Source organism: Dokdonella sp. (assembly GCF_019634845.1).
GTDB lineage: Bacteria > Pseudomonadota > Gammaproteobacteria > Xanthomonadales > Rhodanobacteraceae > Dokdonella_A.
In genome coordinates this window covers 48,366-69,669 of the sequence record NZ_JAHCAQ010000002.1, presented here as the reverse complement: position 1 = coordinate 69,669, position 21,304 = coordinate 48,366, and the positions used below count along the sequence as shown (strand labels likewise).

The window sequence follows — 21,304 nt, the reverse complement described above, 5'->3', positions numbered from 1 at the left end:
CACGTGGCGGTCCGCTCAGGGCACCACGCTGTCGATCGTGAGCCGGATCGGTTCGCTGCGGTGCACGTCGAGCGGCGCCGTCGACGCCTGCAGGTCGCCACTCTGCGGCGTGGCCTGGCCCGAGCGCGAGATGCGCGCGCCGACGATGATCTCGGGGACGTCGGAGAGTTTGAGCGATGGCAGCATGCCCATGCTGTCGTCGAGCTTGACCGTGGTGGGCAGGTCCGCTGCCTTGAGGCGCGCGATGGCCAGCGGCATCGGCGGGCCATTGGCGGCGCGGGCGAACACGAACAACGTGGCATTGCCATCGACCCGCGCGGCGAGCTTCGGATCGACGCGCACCTCGACGGTCAGGGCAACGGGCGGGGCGGCAGCCGCAGCTGCAGTGGCCGCCGACGCGCCGGCGGGTGCCCGAGCGGGCGCCGGTGCCGGTTTGCCATCGAGTTGGGCCTGCGCCTGGGCGATCTGCGCGCGCACCGCGTCGGCCACGTTGGCGTTGTCCTTGACCAGCGGCAGCAGCGTGTTCCAACGCGCCACCGCCGCGGCGAAATGGCCGTCCTGGTAGTCGCTGATGCCGAGCAGCCACAGTGCGCGTTGATTGTTGGGTTCGATGCCGGCAACCGCTTCGAGCAACTGGCGCGCTTCGCCGGCGAGGCGATGATCGGGCGCGGCCAGCGCCAGCGCCTGGGCAAGTTCCACGCTGAGCGTGGTATCGGTCGGTGCGAGGTCGTGGGCGTGGCGCCAGGCGTCGACCGCAGCCGCCGCATCGCCCATCGTGGCGTAGGCACGGCCGAGCAGGGCCCAGCCTTCGACATCGCCCGGTTCCTGCTTGAGGCGCGCGGCCAGCGCGGCCACGGCCTGTTGCATGTCGGCGGCGCTGGCGTGCTCGCCCGCGCTGCCGGCAGCGCTGCCGACAGCGCGCGGCGCCTGCGGCACGAGCGCGGCCGGCGTGCCGACCCAGCGGTAGAGCACGACACTCGTGGCCGGCACCAACAGGGCCACGCCCAGGATCAAGGCCAGCGGCGCACCGCGCGCCGCTGGCGAGGCTGCCGGCGCGGGGGGCAGTGCGGCGCGTTTGCGCGCGTATTCCTCGCCATCGAGCACACCGGCCGCACGCACCGCATCGAGTGCGCGCAGACGTTCGTCGCCGCCAGCGGAACGGCGGCGGGTGAGCGGCAGCAGCACGAAGGCGAGCGCCGCCAGGGTCATGGCGACGGCGCAGGCGACAAACAACAAAGGCATTACCAGTCGTCCTCGGCAGGCGGTGGTGGGTGGTCGGCCCGATGGGCCAGGCTGCGCTTGCGCACGGTGGCGAACACGATCGCGCCACCGATGATCACGATGAGGGCAGGGCCGAACCACAACAGCGACGTGCCCGTGCGCAGCGGCGGATCGTACAGCACGAAATCGCTGTAGCGCTCGGTGAGCCAGGCCTTGATCTGCTCATCGCTCTTGCCGGCCTGCATCTGCATGAACACTTCACGGCGCAGGTCGGCGGCAAGCGGGGCCGAGGAATCCTGCAGACTCTCGTTCTGGCACACGAGGCAGCGCAACTGCTTGGCGAGATTCTGGAAGCGCACTTCCTGCGCATGGTCGGCGAATGGCAGCGGATCGACCGCGGCGACGGCCAGCGTGGCGATGGTCAGGCACAGCGCAAGCAGGACGTGCGCGAGCCACGACCGGTGCCGGCGCGAGGGCCGTGCCGCCGACGTGGCGTCGGCCTGCCGCGCGATGTCGAGCGCGGCGGTCATCGCGCCGCCTCCTTCATCGCCGCGATGCGCGGCAACAGCTCCCGCTCGATCACCTCGGGCGTGATCGGACTGATGTACTTGAAGCGAATGATGCCCTTGCCGTCGACGAGGAACGACTCGGGCGCGCCGGTGACGCCGAAGTCGATCGCCACCTTGCCCGGCAGGTCGGCGATCACGACGTCGTAGGGATTGCCGTACTGCGCGAGCCAGCGCTTGGCGTCGCCCGGCTCGTCCTTGTAATTGAAGCCGACCAGCCTGATGCCGAGGCGCTTGCCCTCGCGCATGAGGATCGGATGCTCGTCGCGACAGGCGAAGCACCAGCTTGCGAACACGTTGAGCAGGTAGGGCTGACCGGCGAGATCGCGGCTGCCGAGCATTTTCGAGGGGTCGTCCAGTTCCGGCAGCGTGAACGTCGGCGCCGGCTTGTCGATCAGCGGCGACGGCACTTCGCGCAGGTCGTGCGTGCTGCTCCACCAGATGCCGAAACCGAGCAGTACCACCAGCAGGCCAAAGCCGAGCAGCGGCAACACACGTGCGTTCATGCGTGGGAACCCTGGGCAGGCAATGGCGCTGCGGTGGCTGCTGCGGCCTGCTTGCGGCTGGTCGAGTGGACGCGGAAGCGCTTGTCGCTCGCGGCGATGAATCCGCCCAGCATCATCAGCAGTGCACCGAGCCAGATCCAGCGCACGAATGGTTTGACGTAGATGCGCACCGCCCAGGCGCCGTCCGTGCCGACCGGTTCGCCGAGCGCAACGTAGAGGTCGTGCACGAGGCCCGGCTTGAGCGCGGCCTCGGTCTGGATCTGCGAGTTGCGCAGGTACTGGCGCTTCTGCGGCGACAGCGTGGCGATGAGGCGCTCCTGCTCGAAGACCTGGATCGTGCCCTGCTGCGCGCTGAAATTGGGGCCGCGCGTGTCATGCACTCCGTCGAACTGGAACCTCAGCGCACCGATCTCCACGCTCTTGCCGGGTACCATGCGCACGTCACGCTCGATGCTGGTCGACTCGACCACGAGCACGCCAGCCACGAACAGCGCCACGCCGAGGTGCGCGCAGATCATGCCGACCATCTCGGGTGTGTAGCGGCGCCCGGCCGGCGCATTGCGCCAGCGCGACAGCGCGTAGAGCACGATGCCAAGGCCGATCCACAGCGAGCCCGCCGTACCGGCCAGCGCCTTCCACGGCAGGTTCGCCACCAGCAGCCAGGCCGCGGCGGTCGCGACCATGGCGAGTACGAATGCGGGCAGCAGCGCGCGCGCCGCCTTGCCGAGATCGGCGCTGCGCCAGTGCAGGAACGGGCCGAACGGCAGCAGCAGCACGATCGGCAGCATGAGCAGGATGAACATGAAAGCGAAGTAGGGCGGCCCGACCGATACCCGCCCCAGCGACAGTGCATCGCCGATGATCGGGAACAGCGTGCCGAGCAGCACCATTGCCGCGGCGCAGCCGAACAGCAGGTTGTTGATGAGCAGCGCGGTTTCGCGCGAGGCCGCCGCGAATGGTTCTCCGCCGGCAACCTTGGGTGCGCGCAGCGCATAGATCAGCAACGAGCCGCCGACGACGACCGTGAGGAAGGCAAGGATGAAGATGCCGCGCTTGGGATCGGTGGCGAACGCATGCACGCTGGTGAGCACGCCCGAGCGCACGAGGAAGGTACCCAGCAGCGACAGCGAGAAGGCGAAGATCGCCAGCAGCAAGGTCCAGGCGCGGAACGAGCCGCGTTTCTCGGTCACGGCCTGCGAGTGGATCAGCGCGGTGCCGACCAGCCACGGCATGAACGAGGCGTTCTCGACCGGATCCCAGAACCACCAGCCGCCCCAGCCGAGCGTGTAGTAGGCCCACCACGAGCCGATCGCGATGCCGAGCGTGAGAAAGGCCCAGGCGACATTGGTCCACGGCCGCGACCAGCGTACCCAGGCGACGTCGAGGTGGCCGCCGAGCAGCGCGGCGATGGCGAAGGAAAATGCGACCGAAAACCCGACGTAACCCATGTACAGCATCGGCGGATGCATGATCATGCCGGGGTCCTGCAGCATCGGGTTGAGGTCGATGCCATCGACCGGCGCCGGCAGTACGCGGGCGAACGGGTTCGACGTCACCAGCGTGAACAGCAGGAACCCGGCGCTGATGAAGCCGAGCACGCCGAGCACGCGCGCGATGAAGTCGGCGGGCAGCTTGTGGCTGAACGCGGCGACCGCCGCGCTCCACAGCGCGAGAATGAGAACCCACAGCAGCATCGAACCTTCGTGGGCGCCCCACACGCCCGAAAAGCGGTAGAACCACGGCAGCATCGAGTTGGAGTTCTGCGCCACGTAGGCGACCGAGAAGTCCTGGCTGAGGAACGCCCAGGTCAGCAGCGCGAAGGCGGCGGTGACGAACACCGCCTGGCCCGCGACCGCCGGGCGCGCCACCGCGATCAGGGCGGCGTTGCCGCGCTGGGCGCCGACCAGCGGCAGCACGCATTGCAGGACGGCAAGGATGAGCGCGAGGATCAGCGCGAATTGGCCTAGTTCGGGAAGCATGCACACACCACGCCAACGGGACGTGTCAGCTTACTCGACCTGGCCGCGGAGGGGGTAGCATCCTCAAGGCCGAGCCGCATGCCGACCTCTTGAGCTTCTCGCGCGACGAGGCGTCGCTGGCGCAGGCCGAACGGCTCGACGGCAAGCTGCTCCTGATCACCAACACCACGGTCGCGCCCGCAGTAGTCGTCTCGCGCTACAAGGCCTCGCTGACATCGAGCGCGGCTTCCGGGTGCTCAAGAGCGTCTGCAATCCTCGCACGGCACGCATGGGCGTCACTCTTCTTCTGGTTTTGTCGACCCGAAGCGTGCGCCATGCGCGAACTTTCATCCACTCGATCGTGTCGCAACCCATTGAGTTTCTTCAGCACAACGTGGCGGAAGGTCGGACTCTGACTCCGGTTTTCTCACATGCTCGACGCCCCGGACTCTTGGGCGCTCGGCGGCGAGCAGGTGATGCGCAGCGGCCAGACGAGCCTTTCGTTCTTGACAAGAAAGAGAAGGGGGGGGTATGAACAATGTTACAGGGGAACACAAGTAAGGAGATCATCATGAAGATCGTATCTACTTCTTCCCTCACGCCGAGGGCGCTGACACTGAGCATGATCTTGGGAGCCTGCGCATTCGGCGGTACGATGCTGGCGACATCGGCGATGGCCAGCAGGGTCGCCATCAATCCGGGCGCGACGATTCAAGGTTGCACTACCACCTGCGGCTGGAGCCAGTCTCAAGGTTGGCACTGCGAAATCACTTGTACCTTGCCGTTTTAATAGTGCCAAGGCAGCAGGAGTTCATCTGAACCTTGCGAATGTCATGACTTGACCCCGCCGCGTATCTTCATGCAGACCACGCGCGGCGGGGTCCCTGTTGAAGGGAATGAACATGAAGGCTCAAGCATCGATAGGTACGCTTGCATTATGGCCGGCGCTGTTACTGCTTCTCTTGCCGCTCGGATTGCAGGCAGCCGACGCCGCGAAGGGCTCCGACAAGGGGTTGGCGCAATTCATTCAAAACCAGGAAGAAGCGCCCGGCCCGAACATCGGCAAAGCACTTCCAGCGAATATTGAGGTGAAGGACAGTGCCGGCAAGAGCGTTGAACTGCGCACGCTTCTGCACGGACCGGCCGTCGTCGTCAAGACCTTGGACGGTTGCCCTCCCTGCAGTGCGCTGACCGATTACTTGAAGGCCCACGGCAAGGAGTACATGAAAACCCATGGAGTGCAAATCGCGGTACTGACGCTCGGTTCCAACAACCCCGATGTCGCCGGCGCGAGCTACCCGGATGGCGTGCAGGTATTGCACACGCCGAGCATGCTGATGGACACCCTGATCGGCGGAACGACCGTGCCAGCCGTGTATTTCTTCGACAAGGATCTGACCTTGGTCGGCACGCACAGCGGCCTGTACAACGACCGCGAGGACGCCATCACCGCAGCGCTCGCCTTCCCGAAGGCGGCGTCCGCGCAATAGGGCACAGCACGGCTTTGCAAGCTCAGGGATGAGCTTCGACCCACTCGAACAACCTTCAATTGCCCGTGTACAGCCTCCCGATACGCTTTCGTGACCTGTGCGCGCCATGATCGCCATGCGTTTTGCCGCCCGCGCGATCATCGACGCGCCAGGCCGAACGAGCTATCTCGTACTCGTCCTCGCCTTGGCCACCATCGCCTGGATCACGTTGAGCGTGCTGGCGGCACCGTTTGTGCCGACGCGCGATGCGGGTAACCGCATGCGCGTCACCCTCGCCGTCAACAACGCCAATTCGGGCCAGCCATTGCCACTGCGTTACGCGAAGCGCATTGAAACGATACCGGGTGTGAACGGTGTCGTGTATTCGACGGTTTTGGTCGTCACCTGCAAGGACAATGCGCCGGCCGTATCGATCCAGGCATTTGGCGGGTCGCTGCAGGGAGTCCTGAATATTCCCATATGGCCACCGGCTTCACAGGAGCTTGATTCGCTGCAAAAGAAGTGGCTCGCCGATCCGATGGCGATCCTGGTTGGGGCACGGGCGGCCAAGGACTGCGGATGGCGGGCTGGCATGGGCGTATCGCCCAGGAATTTCTTTACCAGCCGACCGATCGAGATGCATGTCGCGGGTGTTCTCCCACAGCAGGAAGATCCGATTGGCAATATCGTCAGCTTGGGCCATTACGATTATTTCAACCGCGCCGCGGCCGTCCCCGGGCGCGACGATAGCGTCGGGGAAATCATCGTTTACCCGCGCGATCTGGGTGACGTCAACGTGGTGGCCGCGCGCATCGAGGAAGCGTTGGCGCACGACGACCCGCCGATCCAGACGAATACGGAATCCATGCTGCAGAATGCACTGGCGCGCTACGGACAGGCGCAATACGTACTCGGTTATGTGATGTTGGCGACGTTCCTGTGCGCGGGACTGGTCTTGATCAGCGTACTCGCGCACGCGATCGCGCAGCGCCGCGCACAGATGGCGATCGTACAGGTCCTGGGGTTTTCGCGCGGTGTTCTATTGCGCGCGTTCGTGTTGGAAAATTTCTTCATCGTAATTTCTGGCGCCGGCCTGGGCGTTGCTTGCAGCTTGCTGTTGCTACACCTCCTGCCCGCTGAAATGGGCCTGTTTTTCGGCAACTTCACCATCCCCGAGTGGACGTGGCTGGGATTGCCGATCTGGCTCGCCGCAGTGTCGATCGCGGCGCTGATCGTTCCGGCGATCACGATCGCCGCGCTGCGGCCCGTAGACGTGCGGGTCGCCTGAGATGCGCGGCCTGCGTGAAGTCCGCGGCGCACTCGCGCAGGCCCTGCTGGCCACGGTGGTCCGACCGCGTCACGCCTTGCTGAGCGGCGCCGGATTCCTGATTTCCAGCGCGACCCTGCTCGGATTGTTGACCATCCCAGCGGGGCTTTCCGGACTGGCGGCGCACACGGGCCGGGATGACATCGCCGTGGTCATGACCGGCAATCAACCCAGCGAAGCCGTCGGCGGCATGAACGATGCGGAAAAAATCACCTTGCTCGGCAACCTCCCCGGAGTGGCACACGCCACAGACGGCTCTGCGCTGGTGGCCCCACAGTTGGTGGTTAACATCAAGTTGCGTCGGCGTGACGGAACACCCGCCGACGTAATCCTGCGCGGCGTGTCGCCGCTGTTCTGGCAGGTGGTCGGCGATGACGCACAGATCATCCATGGCCAGTCGTTCAACGCAGGCCTGCGGGAACTTATCACTGGGGTCGGCGCGGGGCAGGATTTCGTCGCGCTCGACACCGGTGCGCAGGTGCTGATCCGCAAACGCCCTTGGCGTGTCAGCGGCGTATTCAACGCTCGCGGTGGGCTGTGGGAATCGGAACTGTGGACGGATCTTGGCAGCTTGCAATCTGCGTGGAATGCGCCGGGCCGGGTCAGTACTTTGTGGGTGAAACTGACCTCACCCGCTGCGTTCGGCACCTTCGAGGCCGCCCTGTCGAACAACCCGTCGCTCAAGGGCCTGTCTGCGGTGTCGCAACGCGATTACTATCGCTTCCAGGTCGGTTTCATCTACCGCTATACGCAGATCGCCACCTGGGGTATCTCGATCCTGCTCGGACTGGCCGCGCTGCTAGCCATCGCCAATGCATTGCACATGGCGCTGGGAGCGCGTCGCCGCGAGACCGCACTTCTACGCGCGCTGGGATTCCGCAAGCTTCCGTTGGCCATGGCCATGCTGATCGAGGTGATCGTCATCGGCTTGGCCTGCGTCGGCATCGTGATCCTCGCCGGCTGGCTGCTACTCGACGGGCGCAGCATCGCCAGCGCAACGTTCTTCCAGTCTATCCAGTTCCCGCTTCGTGTCAGCGCCGGCGTGATGTGGTGGACCGTTCTGTATACGGTCGTTCTGGGTGTGCTCGCGGCACTGTGGCCGATCGCGAGCGCGCTGCGTGAACCGCTGGCGAGATCGGCTGCCGAGCACTGAATGCATGCGCCGGCCGCACCGCAACCTGCACATTCCAATCCTGAAATGAGCCTGTAGCAACCGGTGTTGGGGTCACGCGGCGGCAGTTTTGTGGATCAGGACGAAGAGGGCTTTGCGCTCGGTGTTGAGCTGGCTTGCGGCTTGGCTGCCGGTCATGGCGTGGGCGAGCTGATCGAGTCGTTCAACGGTGACGCCGGGCTTGAGGTACTGGTCGGCATTGGGCAGTGAGCTGAGCTGTTCATAAGAGGGCATGGTTTCGTAGCGGTAGCGGCGGCGCTGCCGGCCCTTCTCGTCGAGGCGGATCTCTGGGAAGAGCAGGGCCGGTAACGGCATCGACCATGTTGATGAGGTAGATGCCCATGATGCGGTCGAAATCGCCTTGATGGACGGGATCCACGCGCAGGAGGTCTGTCTGGCGGTTGGGGTGGGGGCGGCGCCGCTGGCCGATCGGGACCTAGGTAGAGCGGGTCGGCTCGATGTGGCCGAGCTGGCCGCGATCGCCCGCGCGGCGTCGCAGCTTGTACAGGTGGGCCATCGAGATCGTGGCCAGGCGTGCATGGGTGGCTTCAGGCAGCAGCGCCACTCTCCACGAGCGTGCCCTTGTCCAGATGCAAGGTGTGGGTCGCGTATTCGGCGGCCTTGGGGTCGTGCGTGACCATGATGATGGTCTTGCCGTGCTCGCGATTGAGCATCTGCAGCAGGCCCAGCACGTCTTGCGCCGACTGGCGGTCCAGATCGCCGGTCGGCTCGTCGCAGACCAGCAGGTCGGGGTCGGAGACGATCGCGCGCGCGATCGCCACGCGCTGCTGCTGGCCGCCCGACAGTTCGCTCGGCTTGTGGCTCACGCGGTCGGTCAGGCCCACCAGTTGCAGCGCGATGGCCGCGCGACGGCGCCGCTCGGCGGCACCGAGCCGCGTCAGCAGCAGCGGCAGCTCGACGTTCTTCTGCGCCGACAGCATCGGCAGCAGGTTGTAGAACTGGAACACGAAGCCGACGTGCTCGCTGCGCCACTTGGCCAGCGCCCCTTCGCCGAGCCGGTCGATGCGCTCGCCGTCGACCACGAGCGTGCCCTGGCTGGGCGAGTCGAGTCCGCCGATCAGGTTGAGCAGCGTGGTCTTGCCCGAGCCCGACGGCCCCATCAGCGCGAGGAAATCGCCCTGCGCGATGTCGAGATCGATATGGTGCAGCACCTCGACTTTCTGCCGGCCGCGCTCGTACACCTTGCTGAGGTTGCGGATTTCAACGATGTTGCTCATGTCGGCTCCTGCAGGTGGTGATGCGCGCCTGCGCAACGGTTGCATGCATCAATGACGCGCGCTGTCGACGCGCGCACCATCGCCGAGTTCAGCGCCCGGCTTGCGCACCACGCGCACGCCGGCGCTGATGCCCTCGACGAGGCGCTGGTCGGCAAAGACCTGTCCGGGCGTGACGGCGCGCCGCCGCGCGCGATCGCCCTCGACCACGAATACGACGCTCTTGCCGTCGCGCTGCACGATCGCATCGCTTGGCACGAGCACGCCGCTGGGTGCCGGTGCCGCGCCAGCGCCGTCCTTGTCGTCCTCGAGGAAGGACACCCGGACGCCCATGTCGGGCACGATGCGCGCATCCTTCTGGCCCAGGCCGATGCGCACCTTGACCGTGGCCTTGCCGCGGTCGGCCGCGGGAATGATCGCGATCACGTGCGCCGGGATCTTCCAGTCGGGATAGGCGTCGAGCACGGCCTCGACCGGCTGCTGCGCGACGACGCGCTGGATGTAGGCCTCGTTGACATCGACCTCGATCTCGAGCGAGTCCATGTCGACGATCGTGCCGACGCCGGTGCGCGTGAAACCACCGCCGGCCGACAGCGGCGAGACGATCTCGCCGACCTGGGCGGCCTTGGCCGTGACGACGCCCGCGAACGGCGCGCGCACCGTGCAGTAGTCGAGCTGCACCTGCGCCGCGTTGACATTGGCCTGCGCCACCTCGACCTGGCGCGCCTGCGCATCGGCCTGGGCGCGCTGACTCGCCACCTGGGTGCGCGCCAACTCCACGGCCTGTTGCGACACCAGGTGGCGCCCGACGAGCTCGGCCGCCCGCGTCGCGTCGCGCTCGCTCTGCGCGAGCTGCGCGCGCACCTGCACGAGCTGCGCCTGCGCCGCGCGCAGGCCGGCCTGCGCCTGTGCCAGCATCGCCTTCTGCGCCGCATCCTCGAGCGTGGCCAATACCTGCCCCGCCGCGACGCGCTCGCCCTCCTCGATCAGCACCTGGGTCAGCGTGCCCGTGATCTGCGCCGACACGGTCGCCTGCCGCCGCGCGGTCACATAGCCCGTTGCCTGCAGCACGGCCATGCTGCTGGCGCCGGCAGCCTGCGGCGCACTGGCCAGCGCGGTCTCCACCGGCAGCGCGCGTGTGCCGCGCAGCAGCCACCAGCCGCCGGCCGCGACGACGAGCACGAGGGCGACGCCGGCGACGAGCCACGGGCCACGCGTCGATGGCCGCACCGGGGTGCTGCGGTCGATGCGTAATTCCGTGAGCAACTTCGATTGATCCATGGATTTGGACGCATGCCAATGGGGAGCGCGGGCTTGTCAGAGTACGATTGCGCACAGTGCACGCGCGGTGACGATGCGACCACTCCGCGTGGGAACGGGACGGCGCACGCGGCCGCGGCGAATCGACGCGGGCGGCGCGGCCATCGGCAGGCATGAAAAGCGCGGGAGCAACGCGTGCTCCCGCGCCGGGTGGGACTGCCGAGGCGGGGATCAGGCCTTGTTGGCGTGCGCCGAACACCAGCCCTTGGTATGCACCGACTTGCCCGGGAACAACTGGCAGGGACCGTACTCACCGCTGCCTGCGGTGAAGAACTTGCAGTTGGCACAGTCCTGGGTCGGCTTGTGCATCGGGAACTTCTTGTCGTCGACCGTGTTGGTGTCCTCGGTGTAACCCAGCGCCGCAGCCGTCGGATCGGTGACCTGCAGGTGCGGCAGATCGTCGGCACGTGCATGCCTGGGCAGGACGCTGGCCACGAGCACGGCGCTTGCGCCGATGCTGGTGGTCTTGAGGAAGCGGCGGCGACCCTGGTCGATGCTGCCTGGCTTGTTGTCGCTGGACATCGTCTGTCTCCTGTCTGGCTCAGCCCACGCTGAGGCGGGAACCATGCGCCGATTGGTGCGGCGTTTCAAGTGGTCGAACGAGTGCGTTCGGCAGCGCGAACGATCGCCGCCAGCAGTACGGTGCACGGCCCGCGCTGCACCCAGCAGCGCGCGCCAAATCACCATGGATTGCACTGCAACCGACTCGCAGGCAACGCTCACCTCCTACGGTCGTGTTGCAACGAGGGCACCCGTGGCGCGGCCTTCCGCGAAGGCGGGAACGCATCGCGGCCGGCGCACCCGCCATGAGCCCGAACGCCGTTACGGTTTCGTGCCCCGGAAATGCGCCCCGAAGGCCGCGCGGAATTCGCGATGGCACTGCAGGCAGGCACGCTGGGTGCTCGCGAATGCGGCAATCACGGCCTCGCCGTCGGTCTGCGCCGCGGCGGCGGTGAGCGCCGCGGCCGCATCGTGCACCTGGCTGTCGTAGCTGCGGAACTTGCCGGCATTGCTGCCCAGCCAGCCGAGTATGCGCAACTTCTCCTCCGTGGCTGGCTGCGGATGGCGCGCAATGGCGGGCGCAGTGCTGGCCACCAGCGCCCAATCCTCGGTGGCGATTGCCCCCACGATGGTTTGCATGTCGCGACCCAGTTGCTGCATCACGCCGCGCAGCGCCAGATCGGTTGCGGGTGGTTCGGCGCGTGCGCCGCCGATGGTCGCGGCGCCGCCGAATGCGAGCAAAGCCAGTGTTGGCAGCCGTGGTGGGATGGACCTCATGTCGATTCCAATGCTTGATGCGGTACGGGGCGCATCTTCAATACTCCAGGCTCAGGGCGATCGAGCCGAACGCGTGGTTGCCGTGTTGCCCTCGGAACTCGCGGGTGCGCCACACGCGCATGACTGCAAGACGCATGCCGTGGCCGGCGACGAGCCATTGGCTGCTGATGCCCACCGCGGCTTGCATCAGCAGCGGCCGGCGAGTGACATGGTGGCTGTTGCGCCACAGGTTGCCGTCGAGCGAGAAATCCCAGGCGACCGCCTTGGCCTCGACGCTCGCGAATGCATGCGTGCCAGGTCGCGGTGCCTGCGCGGAGCGCGGCTCGCTGGTGCGCAGCGCGGCCGTCACCGATGGCGGTCGGTTCTCGGCGCCAGGCCGGATCGGATAGCTGCCGAAGTCGTTGGGCAGGTTCCTCCCCGCACGCCACTCGATCGTCGCGCTGGCGGCTGTCTCGATGTTGCCCAGGCGCAGTGCGTGGCCGACGATCACGTCGCTGGCCCAGCCCGGCTGGATCGCGCCTTCGGCGAGGCGGCGGTACCTGCGCTCCATCGCCACTTGCACGGCCGGCTCGCTGTGCAACTGGTGCGACCAGCCGCGGAAGCGTTCGATGCCGCGCAGCCGATGCACGAGCTGCTGCGACTCGCGCGCGAGTGACCATGGGCCGATCACGCCGAAGTTTGCCTCGCGGCTGTCGAGCCGTTCCCAGTCCGACCCCGCCGGTTGCGAGCGCCGGTTCCAGGTCAACCCGGCGTACAGCAACCCCGCATAGGGGCGATCGTCGACGATGAGGTCGCGCCGCTGATGATCGGCCGGCGTGTACATGGCCTGGCCAGCGCGCACCACGAGGTTGCGCGTGGTGCCGGGCTCGCCGTGCCAGAAGCCGGGGTCGAGCGCGGCGATGAAGTTCGCGAAAGTGCGCGCGGGCCGCGGCAGGCATGGCCGGCCGCCGTCGTCGATGTCGTGCGACACGCGGGCCAACGCGACACCGTTGGTGTAATTGCGATCGGTGCCGGCGAACAGGTCATTCTCCAGGCGAAGCGTGGCGCCACGCCAGCCGATGGCGCCGTCACACGCCGCGACCGTGGGTACGGCGCCGAGGGCGAGCCAGGCCGCGATGGCAGCGGCCGCACGCTGCCGCAGCCGGCGTAGTGGTGGCGATGGGGCGGTCACGGCGCGCACTGCATCTGGCCGCCGTGGAAGCGTTCCAGCGCCGCGATGATTTCCTCGGCGCTGTCGACGCAGTCGAACAGCTCGGTGTCGGAGGCGGCGATGTAACCCTCGTCGACCAAGTAGGGGAAGTCGACCACCCGCCGCCAGAACTCGCGCCCGACCAGCACCACAGGGATCCGCGGCATCTTGCTGGTCTGGATCAGGGTAAGCACCTCGAACAGCTCGTCGAGCGTGCCGAAGCCGCCCGGGAACGCGACGAGGCCGCGCGCATGCATGAGGAAGTGCATCTTGCGCAGCGCGAAATAGTGGAAGCGGAACGCGAGTTCCGGCGTCATGTAGGGATTGGGCGCCTGTTCGTGCGGCAGCGTGATGTTGAGGCCGATCGAACGCGCACCGGCCTCGAACGCACCGCGGTTGGCGGCTTCCATGATGCCCGGGCCGCCTCCGGTCACGACGACGAAATCGCAGCGTTCGCGTTGTTGGAAGCGCTTGGAGATCATGTTGGCGAACCGCCGCGCCTGTTCGTAGTGATCCGCCTGGTCGACGCGTCGGCGCGCCCGCGCCAGCTCGTCGGCGAGCGCACTACCGGTCGTCGTGCTGGTGGCCTGGCGCTGCAGCGCCGCCAGCCGCTCGCGTGCGCTGTCGGCATCGCGGATCCGCGCGCTGCCGAACACCACCACGGTCGAGTGCACGCCCTGTTCGCGCAGCGCGCGTTCGGGTTTGAGCAGTTCCAGTTGCAGCCGCAGTGGCCGCAGGTCGTCTGCGCCGAGCAGATCGAGGTCCTCGTAGGCGAGCCGGTAGGCGGGCGACTGCAGGATCGCCCGCCGGCGTGCGTCAAGGTCATGGTGGTCGCTCATGGCGCACTCGGGCCCCGCGGCGGCCAGTCCAGCAGCTGGCCGCGCGTGGGCACGTCCACGCGCCAGCCATGGCGTGCCCGCAGCGCGTCGTGTAGCGCCTGCGCGGCAGCCAGTTCGCCATGCACGATGAAGCAGCGTGCGGGCGGCCTGCGCAGGGCACCGGCCCAAGCGAGGAGCGCGGCGTGGTCGGCATGCGCCGACAGTCCGCCAACCTGGTGGATTGCCGCGCGCACCGGCACATCCTCGCCGAACAGCCGCACCTGACTCGCCCCATCGAGCAGGCGCCGCCCGAGCGTGCCCTGCGCCTGATAACCAGGGATCAGCACACTGCATTCGCGGCGCGGCAGGTTGTGGCGCAGGTGATGGCGGATGCGGCCCGCGTCGCACATGCCGCTGGCGGAGATGATGATGGCGCCTGCGCGGATCCGGTTCAGGGCGATCGATTCGGCAACGCTGGCTGTGAAGCTGAGATAGGGCAGATCAGCGCCCTGAGCGTGCCAGTCCGCGAGGTTCCGCGCCTGCGCGTCGAACAGCGCAAGGTGCGCACGCGTGATGCGCGTGGCCTCCGCTGCCATCGGCGAGTCGACGAAGATGCGCAGGTCATGCAGGCGGCCGAGGCGGGTGAGCCGATGCAGGTGGTAGAGCACCTGTTGGGTGCGGCCGACCGCGAACGCGGGCATCACCACGTTGCCGCCGCGCTCGAACAGTGTCCGCTCGACGATGTCGATCATCGCCTGTTCGGTCGCGGCAAGGTTGGCGTGCAGGCGGTCACCATAGGTCGACTCGAGCACGAGGATGTCGGCGCTGTCGATCGGGGTCGGATCGCGCAGGATCGGTCGGCCCGGCTGGCCGAGGTCGCCGCTGAACACGAGCTTGGTGGTGTGGCCGGCTTCTTCCACCCACAGTTCGATGATCGCCGACCCGAGGATGTGCCCGGCATCGCGGAAGCGGGAGCGGATGCCGTGGCGCGGCGCGAATTCGCGATCGTATGCGACGGCCTGCAGGTGCGTAAGGCAGCGCTGCGCGTCGGCGAGCGTGTACAGTGGCACCGCGGCATCGTCGCGCCCGCGCTCGCGCGCACGACGAGCCTCGCTTTCCTGGATGTGCGCGCTGTCGGGCAGCATCACGCCGAGCAGGTCGATCGTCGCCGCAGTGGCGTGGATGCGGCCCGCGAAGCCGTCGCGCACGAGCTTGGGTAGCAGACCGCTGTGGTCGATGTGGGCGTGCGTGAGCAGCACGCAGTCGATGTCGGCGGCTGTGAACGCGAAGGGCTCGCGGTTGCGCGCCACCGCGGCACGGCCGCCCTGCACCATGCCGCAGTCGATGAGCAGGCGGCTGCCGGCCGCCTCGAGCAGGAAGCACGAGCCCGTGACTTCGCCAGCGGCGCCGAGGAACTGGAGCCTCACGTCATGCTCACTCGGGCTTGCGCAGGTGGCAGGTGTTGAGGCCGAGCAGGCGATAGCCCGGGCAACGCCCAGCCAGGCCGGTGGCCAACGGCATGATGCCGATGAGCCCGCCCCAGCGCCACGGTGAGTCCAGCCACAGCGGCAGGCTCAGCAACGCCAGTCCGATGATGATGCGCGCTGCGCGGTCTAGGGTACCGACGTTGATCTGCATGGTCTTCTCCTTCAGTAGGCCGCAGTGTGCGGGGGTGGGGTGGCGGCAAGGGCGTGGCCCGGCGATGGCGCCTGTACCGAGGCGGCGTCCGCGCCCCAGCCACCACCCAGTGCCTTGTAGAGCGCGACCAGCCGGGTCGTAGCGGCGGTTTGCGCCTGCGTGCTGGCCAGTTGCGCTTCCTGCAGCGTGCGTTCGGCGACGAGCACTTCGAACAGCGCGATGTCGCCGGCGGTGTGGCGTGCGCGCGCGTGGTCGCAACTGCGGCGCGCAGCCGCCAGCGCATGCTGCTGGCGCGCGAGGGTGTCGAGGCTGGCGCGATACTCGGCGAGCGCGCGCTCGGCCTCGCCCAGCGCGGCCAACACCACCTGTTCGTAGACGGCTGCTGCCTGGCGCTGCGCCGCCTCGCGCGCGCGGATTTCCGCACGCACTCGCCCGCCGTCGAACACGCGCCAGGAAATCAGCGGCAGGAGCGAGAAGCGGCTGCTCGATCGATCGAGCCACTGGCTCGCGTCGAGTGCCTGGAAGCCGCCGCCGACAGCGATCGAAAGACGCGGGAACAGCTCCGCGGTGGCAACGCCGACGTCGGCACTGCTGGCGGCCAGCCGCCGTTCGGCGGCTGCCACATCGGGGCGGCGCCGCAGGATGTCGGCGCGCTCGCCCACCGGCAGCGGCAGCAGCCGCGGGGCCGCCGGGGGCGCATCGAGCAGCGCGAGCTCGCGCTCGGGTGGAGCGCCCAACAGTACGGCCAGTCCCAGTACCGTGGCGCGCTGGCGCGCCTCGATCGCGGGCAGCAGCGCGTCGGCGGCGGCCCATTGCGCGGTCGCCGTGTCGAGGTCGGCTCTGGCGGCATCGCCGTTGGCGAGGCGCTCGCGAGTCAGCGCGAGCGTCTGCGCGCGCAACTGCACCAGTGCACGCTGGCTTCGTAGTTCAGCGGCCGCGCCGCTGGCCTCGTACCAGGTACGCGCAACTTCGGCGGTGACGCGCATGCGCACACCGCTGGCATCGGCCGCCATCGCGGCCAGCCGTGCGTCCGCCGCCTCCAGCGCACGCCGCTGGCCGCCCGCGAGATCGATTTCCCATGCCGCGTCGAAGCCCACGTCGTGAATCGTTTGGGTGGCGTCGAGACCGGGCAGGGCGCCGACAGGGAGCGGCCCGTGACGACTCTGCTGGCGGCGATTGACGTTGCCCGAGCCGGCCACGACTGGCTGGCGTCCGCCGGCCGCGCGGTCGCGTAGCGCGCGTGCCTCGTCGATGCGCGCGGTGGCCTGGCGCAGGTCGAGGTTGTGGCGCAGGGCGGCATCGATGAGCCGATCCAGTTGCGGGTCGCCGAGGTTGCGCCACCACTGCGCTAGATCGGGCGCTGGCGTGGTCGCCGGCGGCGGGTCGACCCAGCCATTGCCGACATCGACCGCGGGCGGTGCTCGGTAGTCGGGTCCAGCCGCGCAACCAGCGAGCATCGCGGTGGCCAAGAGCAGCACCAGCGGCCGCCGTGGTGCGCGCGCCGCTCGCGCCAAGAGGTGCGGGTCCTGCCGGTCGAATTGATTCATTGCAATCGCCCCCGGACGAACATCGCGGCCATGCTGAGCGTGGCGATGGCGATGAGCGCCAACGGCCACAGGTTGCCGAGGACGTCACCCGCCGACATCGCCTTGAGGAAGCTGCCTTCGACGATGATGAGGAAGTGGGTCAATGGGATGGCCTGCGCGGCCCATTGCAGCGCCAGCGGCATGTTCTCCACCGGTGTCGCGAAACCCGACATGAGTACGGCCGGGACCCCGATCGCGAACGCGCCGAGGATCGCCTGCTGCTGGGTCATGCTGACGGCCGAAATCATCAGGCCGATGCCGACGGCCGACAGAATGAACAGCACGAGGCTGGCGAGCAGCAGCACGAACGAACCGCTGAACGGGATGCCGAACGGCCCGGTCGCGGCGGCGACCATCAGCAGACCCAGCAGCGTGCCGATGGCGAGCGCGGGCAGCGACTTGGACACGATGATCTCCAGCGTCGAGGTCGGCGATACCAACAGTTGGTCGAAGGTGCCCAGCTCGCGCTCGCGCGCAATCGACAGCGAGGTGATGAGCAGCGCGCTGAATAACGCGAGGATACCGGTCAGTCCTGGCACGATGAACCAACGATAGGTGAGGTTGGGATTGAACCAGTGGCGCACCACCACCGCCGGACTGGCCGCGGCGCCGTCGGTGTCGGCCTGCGCGCCGAGCTCGGCGGCGATGCTCGCGAGGTAGCCGACCGTGATCTGGCCGGAGTTGCTGCGGCGGCCATCGACCAGTACCTGCACATGGGCGGTGCCGCCCGCGGCGATCGTGCGCGAGAAATCCGCCGGTATCGCGAGCGCGGCGATGACCTTGCCGCGGTCGAGCAGGTCGCGCACCTGCGCGGGATTGTCGACGACACGCACCTGGGCGATGAAACGGGCGCTGTGCAGGCGCTGCACCAGTTCGTGCGACCAGCGTCCGGCGTCCTGGTCGTAGACCGCCACGTCGACGTTGCGCACCTCGAGCGTCGCCGCGAAGGCGAACACCACGAGCTGCAGCAGCGGCGGTGCGAACACGATCATGCGGCTGCGCGGATCACGCAGGATGCTCAGCACTTCCTTGATGAACTGGGCGTGCAGGCGGGTGAAGGACAGCGAGGAGGGTAACCGGCGCATGGGTCACGGCTCCAGGTTCTTGCGCGTGGCGCGCTTGGCAAACAGGAAGAACACCGCGCCGATCGCCGCCATCGCGAACAGGTTCGGCAGGAACACGCACCACACGTCCCCGGCGAGGAACACGGTCTTGAGCGAGGACACGAAATGGCGGGCGGGAATGAGCCAGGTCATCGTGCGGATCGGCGCTGGCATTGCGTCGATCTCAAACAGGAAGCCCGACAGCATGAAGGCCGGCAGGAATCCCGAGAACAGCGCGATCTGCGCCGCGAGGAACTGATTGCGGGTGAGCGAGGAGATCAGCAGTCCCTGGCCGAGCGCCGGCACCATGAACACCGCCGACAGCAGCAGGAGCGCGGCCAGCGAGCCGTGCAGCGGCACCGCGAAGGCGAACGTCGCCAGCGCGGTGGCGGTGAGCATCGACAACATGCCGAGCGCGAAATAGGGCAGTAGCTTGCCGACTAGGATCTCCACCACCGAAGCAGGTGTGGACAGCACCGCCTCCATGGTGCCGCGCTCCCACTCGCGCGCGACCACCAGCGCGGTGAGCATGGTGCCGATGATCGTCATCACGATCGCGATCGCGCCGGGCACCAGCGCGCGGCGGCTCTCGAGCTGGGCGTTGAACCAGTAGCGTGGCTCCAGTGCCAGCGGAGTCGCACTCGCCGCGCCGTCGCGCCCCGTTCGCCAGGTCTGCACCACGCCCTGCGCGTAATTGCCGACGAAGTTCGCGGTGTTGGGGTAGGAGCCGTCGGTGATGATCTGCAGCAGCGGCCCGTCGCCGGGGCGCGCGAGGCGCTGCTCGAAGTCCTGCGGGATTACCACGAAGCCGCGCAGCGTGCCGGCCACCAGCGCATCGGCGACCTCGCGACGATCATGTGCGAAGTGCGCGTCGAGATACTCGGTAGCCGCGAATGCGGCGGCCAGCGATTGCGCGGTGGCGGCGGGTGATTCCACCACCACCCCGATGCGTACGTGACGCGCGTCGAGCGATACCGCGTAGGCGAACAGCAGCAGGAGCACCACCGGTAGCACGAATGCGATCAGCAGCGTGGACGGATCGCGCAGGGCCTGCAGGCTTTCCTTGTACACGAGTGCGAGCAGGCGCCGGCCGTCGAAGCGCCGTAGGTGCGCGCCGACCAGTGCCTGCATGCGGGCGCGCGGTGTGCTCATGCCGCGGCCAGTTGCAGGTCGGCGGCCTCGACGAGATGGATGAAGGCATCCTCCATCGTCGGGTCGGGTCGGGCGCTGTCGATCGCGCGCCGCTTGAGCTGGTCAGGCGTGTCCAGCGCGATGAGCCGCGCGCGGTACAGCATCGCCACACGGTCGCAGTACTCGGCCTCGTCCATGAAATGCGTGGTGACCATGATCGTTACGCCCCTGCGCGACAGGCCGTTGATGTGGGTCCAGAACTCGCGGCGCGTGATCGGGTCGACACCCGAGGTGGGTTCGTCGAGGAACAGCACCGGCGGCCGGTGCATGAGCGCGCAGGCGAGTGCCAGACGCTGCTTGTGGCCGAGCGGCAGCGCGTCGGGTGCCGCCGCCAGCCACGGGCCGAGATCGAAGGTGTCGATCATGTCTTCGATGCGTCCGCGGCGCGTGGCGCCGTCCAGCCCGTACACGCCGGCCGCGAATTCGAGGTTCTGCCGCACCGACAGCAGCCCATAGAGCGAGAATTTCTGCGCCATGTAGCCCAGCCGGCTCTTGGCCGCGCCCGTCGCATGCCGCAGATCATGCCCCGCAACCTGCGCCTGGCCCGAACTGGGCTTGAGAAGGCCGCACAGCATCTTGAACGTAGTCGACTTGCCCGCGCCGTTCGGACCCAGCAGGCCGAAGATTTCACCCTGGCGGACCTCGAAGCTCACACGGTCGGTGGCGGTGAAGTCACCGAAACGCTTGGTCAGGTCGCGGCACGACACCGCGCTTGGGGAATCCAGCTCCACCGGCGGCAGCCGTTCGGCGAGCGCAGAGGTGCCGCCCGGGCCGCCGCCGAGCAGGTCGATGAAGGCGTCCTCGAAACGCGCGGGGACCGCGGCGAGCTCGACCCGCGCCTGTGCCGCGAGGGCACGGATGTCGTTGCTGGCGGCACCTGCTCGCAGCACCACGCGCACGCCGGCGCCCTGGATCACGCCGTCGCTGACACTGTCCAGGTCCAGTGCGGCGGTCAGCAACGCGCGGCGGCCGGCACCGACGTTCTCGAGCCGGAAACTGCGCTCACGCAACTGCGCGGTGAGCCGCTGCGGCGGGCCGTCGAACAACAGCCTGCCCTCGTGGAGCAGCAACACGCTGTCGCAGCGCTCGGCTTCGTCGAGATAAGCCGTGGACCACACCACGGCCATGCCATCGTCGGTGAGCGCCTGCACCATGCGCCACAGGTCCTGACGGCTCACCGGGTCGACGCCCACGCCGGGCTCGTCGAGCAGCAAGACCTTGGGCCGCGCCATCAACGCGCAGGCGAGGCCGAGCTTCTGCTTCATGCCACCCGACAACTTGCCCGCAAGCCGCGCGGTGAACGGCGCCAGCCGCGTGAACTCGAGCAGCTCGGCGAACAGATCGGCGTTGCGGGTGGTGTCGAGCCCGCGCAGCCGCGCGTACAGACGCATGTTCTCGAGCACGGAGAGGTCTTCATACAGGCCAAAGCGCTGCGGCATGTAGCCCGTCGCGTGGTGGATCGCATCGTTGTCGACGACCACATCGAGCCCCGCGACGCTGGCACGTCCCGTGCTCGGCGTAAGGAGTCCGGCAAGGATGCGCAGCAGCGTGGTCTTGCCGGCACCATCGGGGCCGACCAGGCCGGTGAGACGCCCGGTATGGATGGTGGCGCTGACGGCGCGCAGTGCGGTGAGTGCGCCGAACTGCTTGTGCAGCCCGTCGATCACCACCGCCGGTGCGGGCGTGGCGGTCATCGTGGATGGGCTGGTCTGGCCTGCCACCGACATC

General features: G+C 67.9%; 22 protein-coding genes and 1 pseudogene. 5 read left to right on the top strand and 18 right to left on the bottom strand.

Features of this window, described 5'->3' with window-relative positions:
* Positions 1-15 precede the first annotated feature (15 nt).
* The 4 genes from KF903_RS01770 to KF903_RS01755 are packed head-to-tail and all read right to left on the bottom strand — an operon-like array spanning position 16 to position 4,272.
* On the bottom strand, positions 16-1,242 hold the full coding sequence (locus KF903_RS01770; protein WP_291210220.1) for a hypothetical protein: 1,227 nt from the start codon (positions 1,240-1,242) through the stop codon (positions 16-18).
* Entirely contained in the window at positions 1,242-1,751 is a 510-nt protein-coding gene (locus tag KF903_RS01765; protein ID WP_291210217.1) for a cytochrome c-type biogenesis protein, read from the bottom strand. Before KF903_RS01765 ends, KF903_RS01770 begins: the two co-directional genes overlap by 1 nt.
* A complete protein-coding gene (locus KF903_RS01760) occupies positions 1,748-2,293 on the bottom strand; it encodes a DsbE family thiol:disulfide interchange protein (protein ID WP_291210214.1) in 546 nt (181 codons plus the stop codon). Before KF903_RS01760 ends, KF903_RS01765 begins: the two co-directional genes overlap by 4 nt.
* Positions 2,290-4,272, bottom strand: a complete 1,983-nt coding sequence (locus KF903_RS01755) for a heme lyase CcmF/NrfE family subunit (protein WP_291210211.1) — start codon at positions 4,270-4,272, stop codon at positions 2,290-2,292. Before KF903_RS01755 ends, KF903_RS01760 begins: the two co-directional genes overlap by 4 nt.
* 59 nt (positions 4,273-4,331) lie before the next feature.
* Here KF903_RS01755 and KF903_RS01750 point away from each other — a divergent pair.
* The 5 genes and pseudogenes from KF903_RS01750 to KF903_RS01730 all read left to right on the top strand — a co-directional run.
* Positions 4,332-4,516 (top strand): annotated as a pseudogene (locus KF903_RS01750) (IS1634 family transposase); the annotation flags it as partial.
* A gap of 306 nt (positions 4,517-4,822) precedes the next feature.
* A complete protein-coding gene (locus KF903_RS01745; RefSeq protein WP_291210207.1) occupies positions 4,823-5,041 on the top strand; it encodes a hypothetical protein in 219 nt (72 codons plus the stop codon).
* A 112-nt stretch (positions 5,042-5,153) separates the two neighbouring features.
* Complete coding sequence (locus tag KF903_RS01740; protein ID WP_291210205.1) at positions 5,154-5,741, top strand: hypothetical protein; 588 nt, start codon at positions 5,154-5,156, stop codon at positions 5,739-5,741.
* A gap of 106 nt (positions 5,742-5,847) precedes the next feature.
* Positions 5,848-7,008: an ABC transporter permease gene (locus KF903_RS01735; RefSeq protein WP_291210203.1), complete on the top strand. Its 1,161-nt coding sequence runs from the start codon at positions 5,848-5,850 to the stop codon at positions 7,006-7,008.
* A gap of 1 nt (position 7,009) precedes the next feature.
* Entirely contained in the window at positions 7,010-8,200 is a 1,191-nt protein-coding gene (locus tag KF903_RS01730) for an ABC transporter permease (protein ID WP_291210200.1), read from the top strand.
* Positions 8,201-8,272: 72 nt separating this feature from the next.
* Here the strand turns inward: KF903_RS01730 and KF903_RS01725 are convergent, their stop codons facing one another.
* The 14 genes from KF903_RS01725 to KF903_RS01660 form a co-directional block, all read right to left on the bottom strand.
* Positions 8,273-8,533 (bottom strand): hypothetical protein, encoded by a 261-nt coding sequence (locus tag KF903_RS01725; protein ID WP_291210197.1) that lies wholly within the window; start codon positions 8,531-8,533, stop codon positions 8,273-8,275.
* A gap of 121 nt (positions 8,534-8,654) precedes the next feature.
* Positions 8,655-8,783 carry a hypothetical protein gene (locus KF903_RS01720; protein WP_291210194.1) on the bottom strand — a complete coding sequence of 43 codons (129 nt, stop codon included), beginning with the start codon at positions 8,781-8,783 and terminating at the stop codon, positions 8,655-8,657.
* Entirely contained in the window at positions 8,767-9,456 is a 690-nt protein-coding gene (locus KF903_RS01715) for an ABC transporter ATP-binding protein (RefSeq protein WP_291210192.1), read from the bottom strand. Before KF903_RS01715 ends, KF903_RS01720 begins: the two co-directional genes overlap by 17 nt.
* A gap of 48 nt (positions 9,457-9,504) precedes the next feature.
* Positions 9,505-10,734 (bottom strand): efflux RND transporter periplasmic adaptor subunit, encoded by a 1,230-nt coding sequence (locus tag KF903_RS01710; protein ID WP_291210190.1) that lies wholly within the window; start codon positions 10,732-10,734, stop codon positions 9,505-9,507.
* Positions 10,735-10,944: 210 nt separating this feature from the next.
* Complete coding sequence (locus tag KF903_RS01705; protein ID WP_291210187.1) at positions 10,945-11,295, bottom strand: high-potential iron-sulfur protein; 351 nt, start codon at positions 11,293-11,295, stop codon at positions 10,945-10,947.
* A gap of 300 nt (positions 11,296-11,595) precedes the next feature.
* A complete protein-coding gene (locus tag KF903_RS01700; protein WP_291210184.1) occupies positions 11,596-12,051 on the bottom strand; it encodes a cytochrome c in 456 nt (151 codons plus the stop codon).
* 37 nt (positions 12,052-12,088) lie between these two features.
* Positions 12,089-13,222, bottom strand: coding sequence for a lipid A deacylase LpxR family protein (locus KF903_RS01695; protein WP_291210182.1), 1,134 nt, complete (start codon positions 13,220-13,222; stop codon positions 12,089-12,091).
* Positions 13,219-14,079, bottom strand: coding sequence for a TIGR00730 family Rossman fold protein (locus KF903_RS01690; protein WP_291210180.1), 861 nt, complete (start codon positions 14,077-14,079; stop codon positions 13,219-13,221). Before KF903_RS01690 ends, KF903_RS01695 begins: the two co-directional genes overlap by 4 nt.
* Positions 14,076-15,485, bottom strand: a complete 1,410-nt coding sequence (locus tag KF903_RS01685; RefSeq protein ID WP_291210177.1) for an MBL fold metallo-hydrolase — start codon at positions 15,483-15,485, stop codon at positions 14,076-14,078. Before KF903_RS01685 ends, KF903_RS01690 begins: the two co-directional genes overlap by 4 nt.
* Before the next feature lie 7 nt (positions 15,486-15,492).
* A complete protein-coding gene (locus tag KF903_RS01680) occupies positions 15,493-15,696 on the bottom strand; it encodes a DUF2892 domain-containing protein (protein WP_291210174.1) in 204 nt (67 codons plus the stop codon).
* Between the two features lie 11 nt (positions 15,697-15,707).
* Complete coding sequence (locus KF903_RS01675; RefSeq protein ID WP_291210171.1) at positions 15,708-17,243, bottom strand: efflux transporter outer membrane subunit; 1,536 nt, start codon at positions 17,241-17,243, stop codon at positions 15,708-15,710.
* Positions 17,240-18,367, bottom strand: a complete 1,128-nt coding sequence (locus KF903_RS01670) for an ABC transporter permease (RefSeq protein WP_291210169.1) — start codon at positions 18,365-18,367, stop codon at positions 17,240-17,242. Before KF903_RS01670 ends, KF903_RS01675 begins: the two co-directional genes overlap by 4 nt.
* A 3-nt stretch (positions 18,368-18,370) precedes the next feature.
* Complete coding sequence (locus KF903_RS01665; protein ID WP_291210167.1) at positions 18,371-19,537, bottom strand: ABC transporter permease; 1,167 nt, start codon at positions 19,535-19,537, stop codon at positions 18,371-18,373.
* Positions 19,534-21,270, bottom strand: a complete 1,737-nt coding sequence (locus KF903_RS01660; RefSeq protein ID WP_291210164.1) for an ATP-binding cassette domain-containing protein — start codon at positions 21,268-21,270, stop codon at positions 19,534-19,536. Before KF903_RS01660 ends, KF903_RS01665 begins: the two co-directional genes overlap by 4 nt.
* Positions 21,271-21,304 lie beyond the last annotated feature (34 nt).

Excerpts from the sequence above, each read along its gene's own strand:
- KF903_RS01770 (WP_291210220.1), bottom strand. The coding sequence starts at position 1,242 with ATGCCTTTGTTGTTTGTCGCCTGCGCCGTCGCCATGACCCTGGCGGCG.
- KF903_RS01765 (WP_291210217.1), bottom strand. The coding sequence starts at position 1,751 with ATGACCGCCGCGCTCGACATCGCGCGGCAGGCCGACGCCACGTCGGCG.
- KF903_RS01760 (WP_291210214.1), bottom strand. The coding sequence starts at position 2,293 with ATGAACGCACGTGTGTTGCCGCTGCTCGGCTTTGGCCTGCTGGTGGTA.
- KF903_RS01755 (WP_291210211.1), bottom strand. The coding sequence starts at position 4,272 with ATGCTTCCCGAACTAGGCCAATTCGCGCTGATCCTCGCGCTCATCCTT.
- KF903_RS01745 (WP_291210207.1), top strand. The coding sequence starts at position 4,823 with ATGAAGATCGTATCTACTTCTTCCCTCACGCCGAGGGCGCTGACACTG.
- KF903_RS01740 (WP_291210205.1), top strand. The coding sequence starts at position 5,154 with ATGAAGGCTCAAGCATCGATAGGTACGCTTGCATTATGGCCGGCGCTG.
- KF903_RS01735 (WP_291210203.1), top strand. The coding sequence starts at position 5,848 with ATGATCGCCATGCGTTTTGCCGCCCGCGCGATCATCGACGCGCCAGGC.
- KF903_RS01730 (WP_291210200.1), top strand. The coding sequence starts at position 7,010 with ATGCGCGGCCTGCGTGAAGTCCGCGGCGCACTCGCGCAGGCCCTGCTG.
- KF903_RS01725 (WP_291210197.1), bottom strand. The coding sequence starts at position 8,533 with ATGCCGTTACCGGCCCTGCTCTTCCCAGAGATCCGCCTCGACGAGAAG.
- KF903_RS01715 (WP_291210192.1), bottom strand. The coding sequence starts at position 9,456 with ATGAGCAACATCGTTGAAATCCGCAACCTCAGCAAGGTGTACGAGCGC.
- KF903_RS01710 (WP_291210190.1), bottom strand. The coding sequence starts at position 10,734 with ATGGATCAATCGAAGTTGCTCACGGAATTACGCATCGACCGCAGCACC.
- KF903_RS01705 (WP_291210187.1), bottom strand. The coding sequence starts at position 11,295 with ATGTCCAGCGACAACAAGCCAGGCAGCATCGACCAGGGTCGCCGCCGC.
- KF903_RS01700 (WP_291210184.1), bottom strand. The coding sequence starts at position 12,051 with ATGAGGTCCATCCCACCACGGCTGCCAACACTGGCTTTGCTCGCATTC.
- KF903_RS01690 (WP_291210180.1), bottom strand. The coding sequence starts at position 14,079 with ATGAGCGACCACCATGACCTTGACGCACGCCGGCGGGCGATCCTGCAG.
- KF903_RS01680 (WP_291210174.1), bottom strand. The coding sequence starts at position 15,696 with ATGCAGATCAACGTCGGTACCCTAGACCGCGCAGCGCGCATCATCATC.
- KF903_RS01675 (WP_291210171.1), bottom strand. The coding sequence starts at position 17,243 with ATGAATCAATTCGACCGGCAGGACCCGCACCTCTTGGCGCGAGCGGCG.
- KF903_RS01670 (WP_291210169.1), bottom strand. The coding sequence starts at position 18,367 with ATGCGCCGGTTACCCTCCTCGCTGTCCTTCACCCGCCTGCACGCCCAG.
- KF903_RS01665 (WP_291210167.1), bottom strand. The coding sequence starts at position 19,537 with ATGAGCACACCGCGCGCCCGCATGCAGGCACTGGTCGGCGCGCACCTA.
- KF903_RS01660 (WP_291210164.1), bottom strand. The coding sequence starts at position 21,270 with ATGACCGCCACGCCCGCACCGGCGGTGGTGATCGACGGGCTGCACAAG.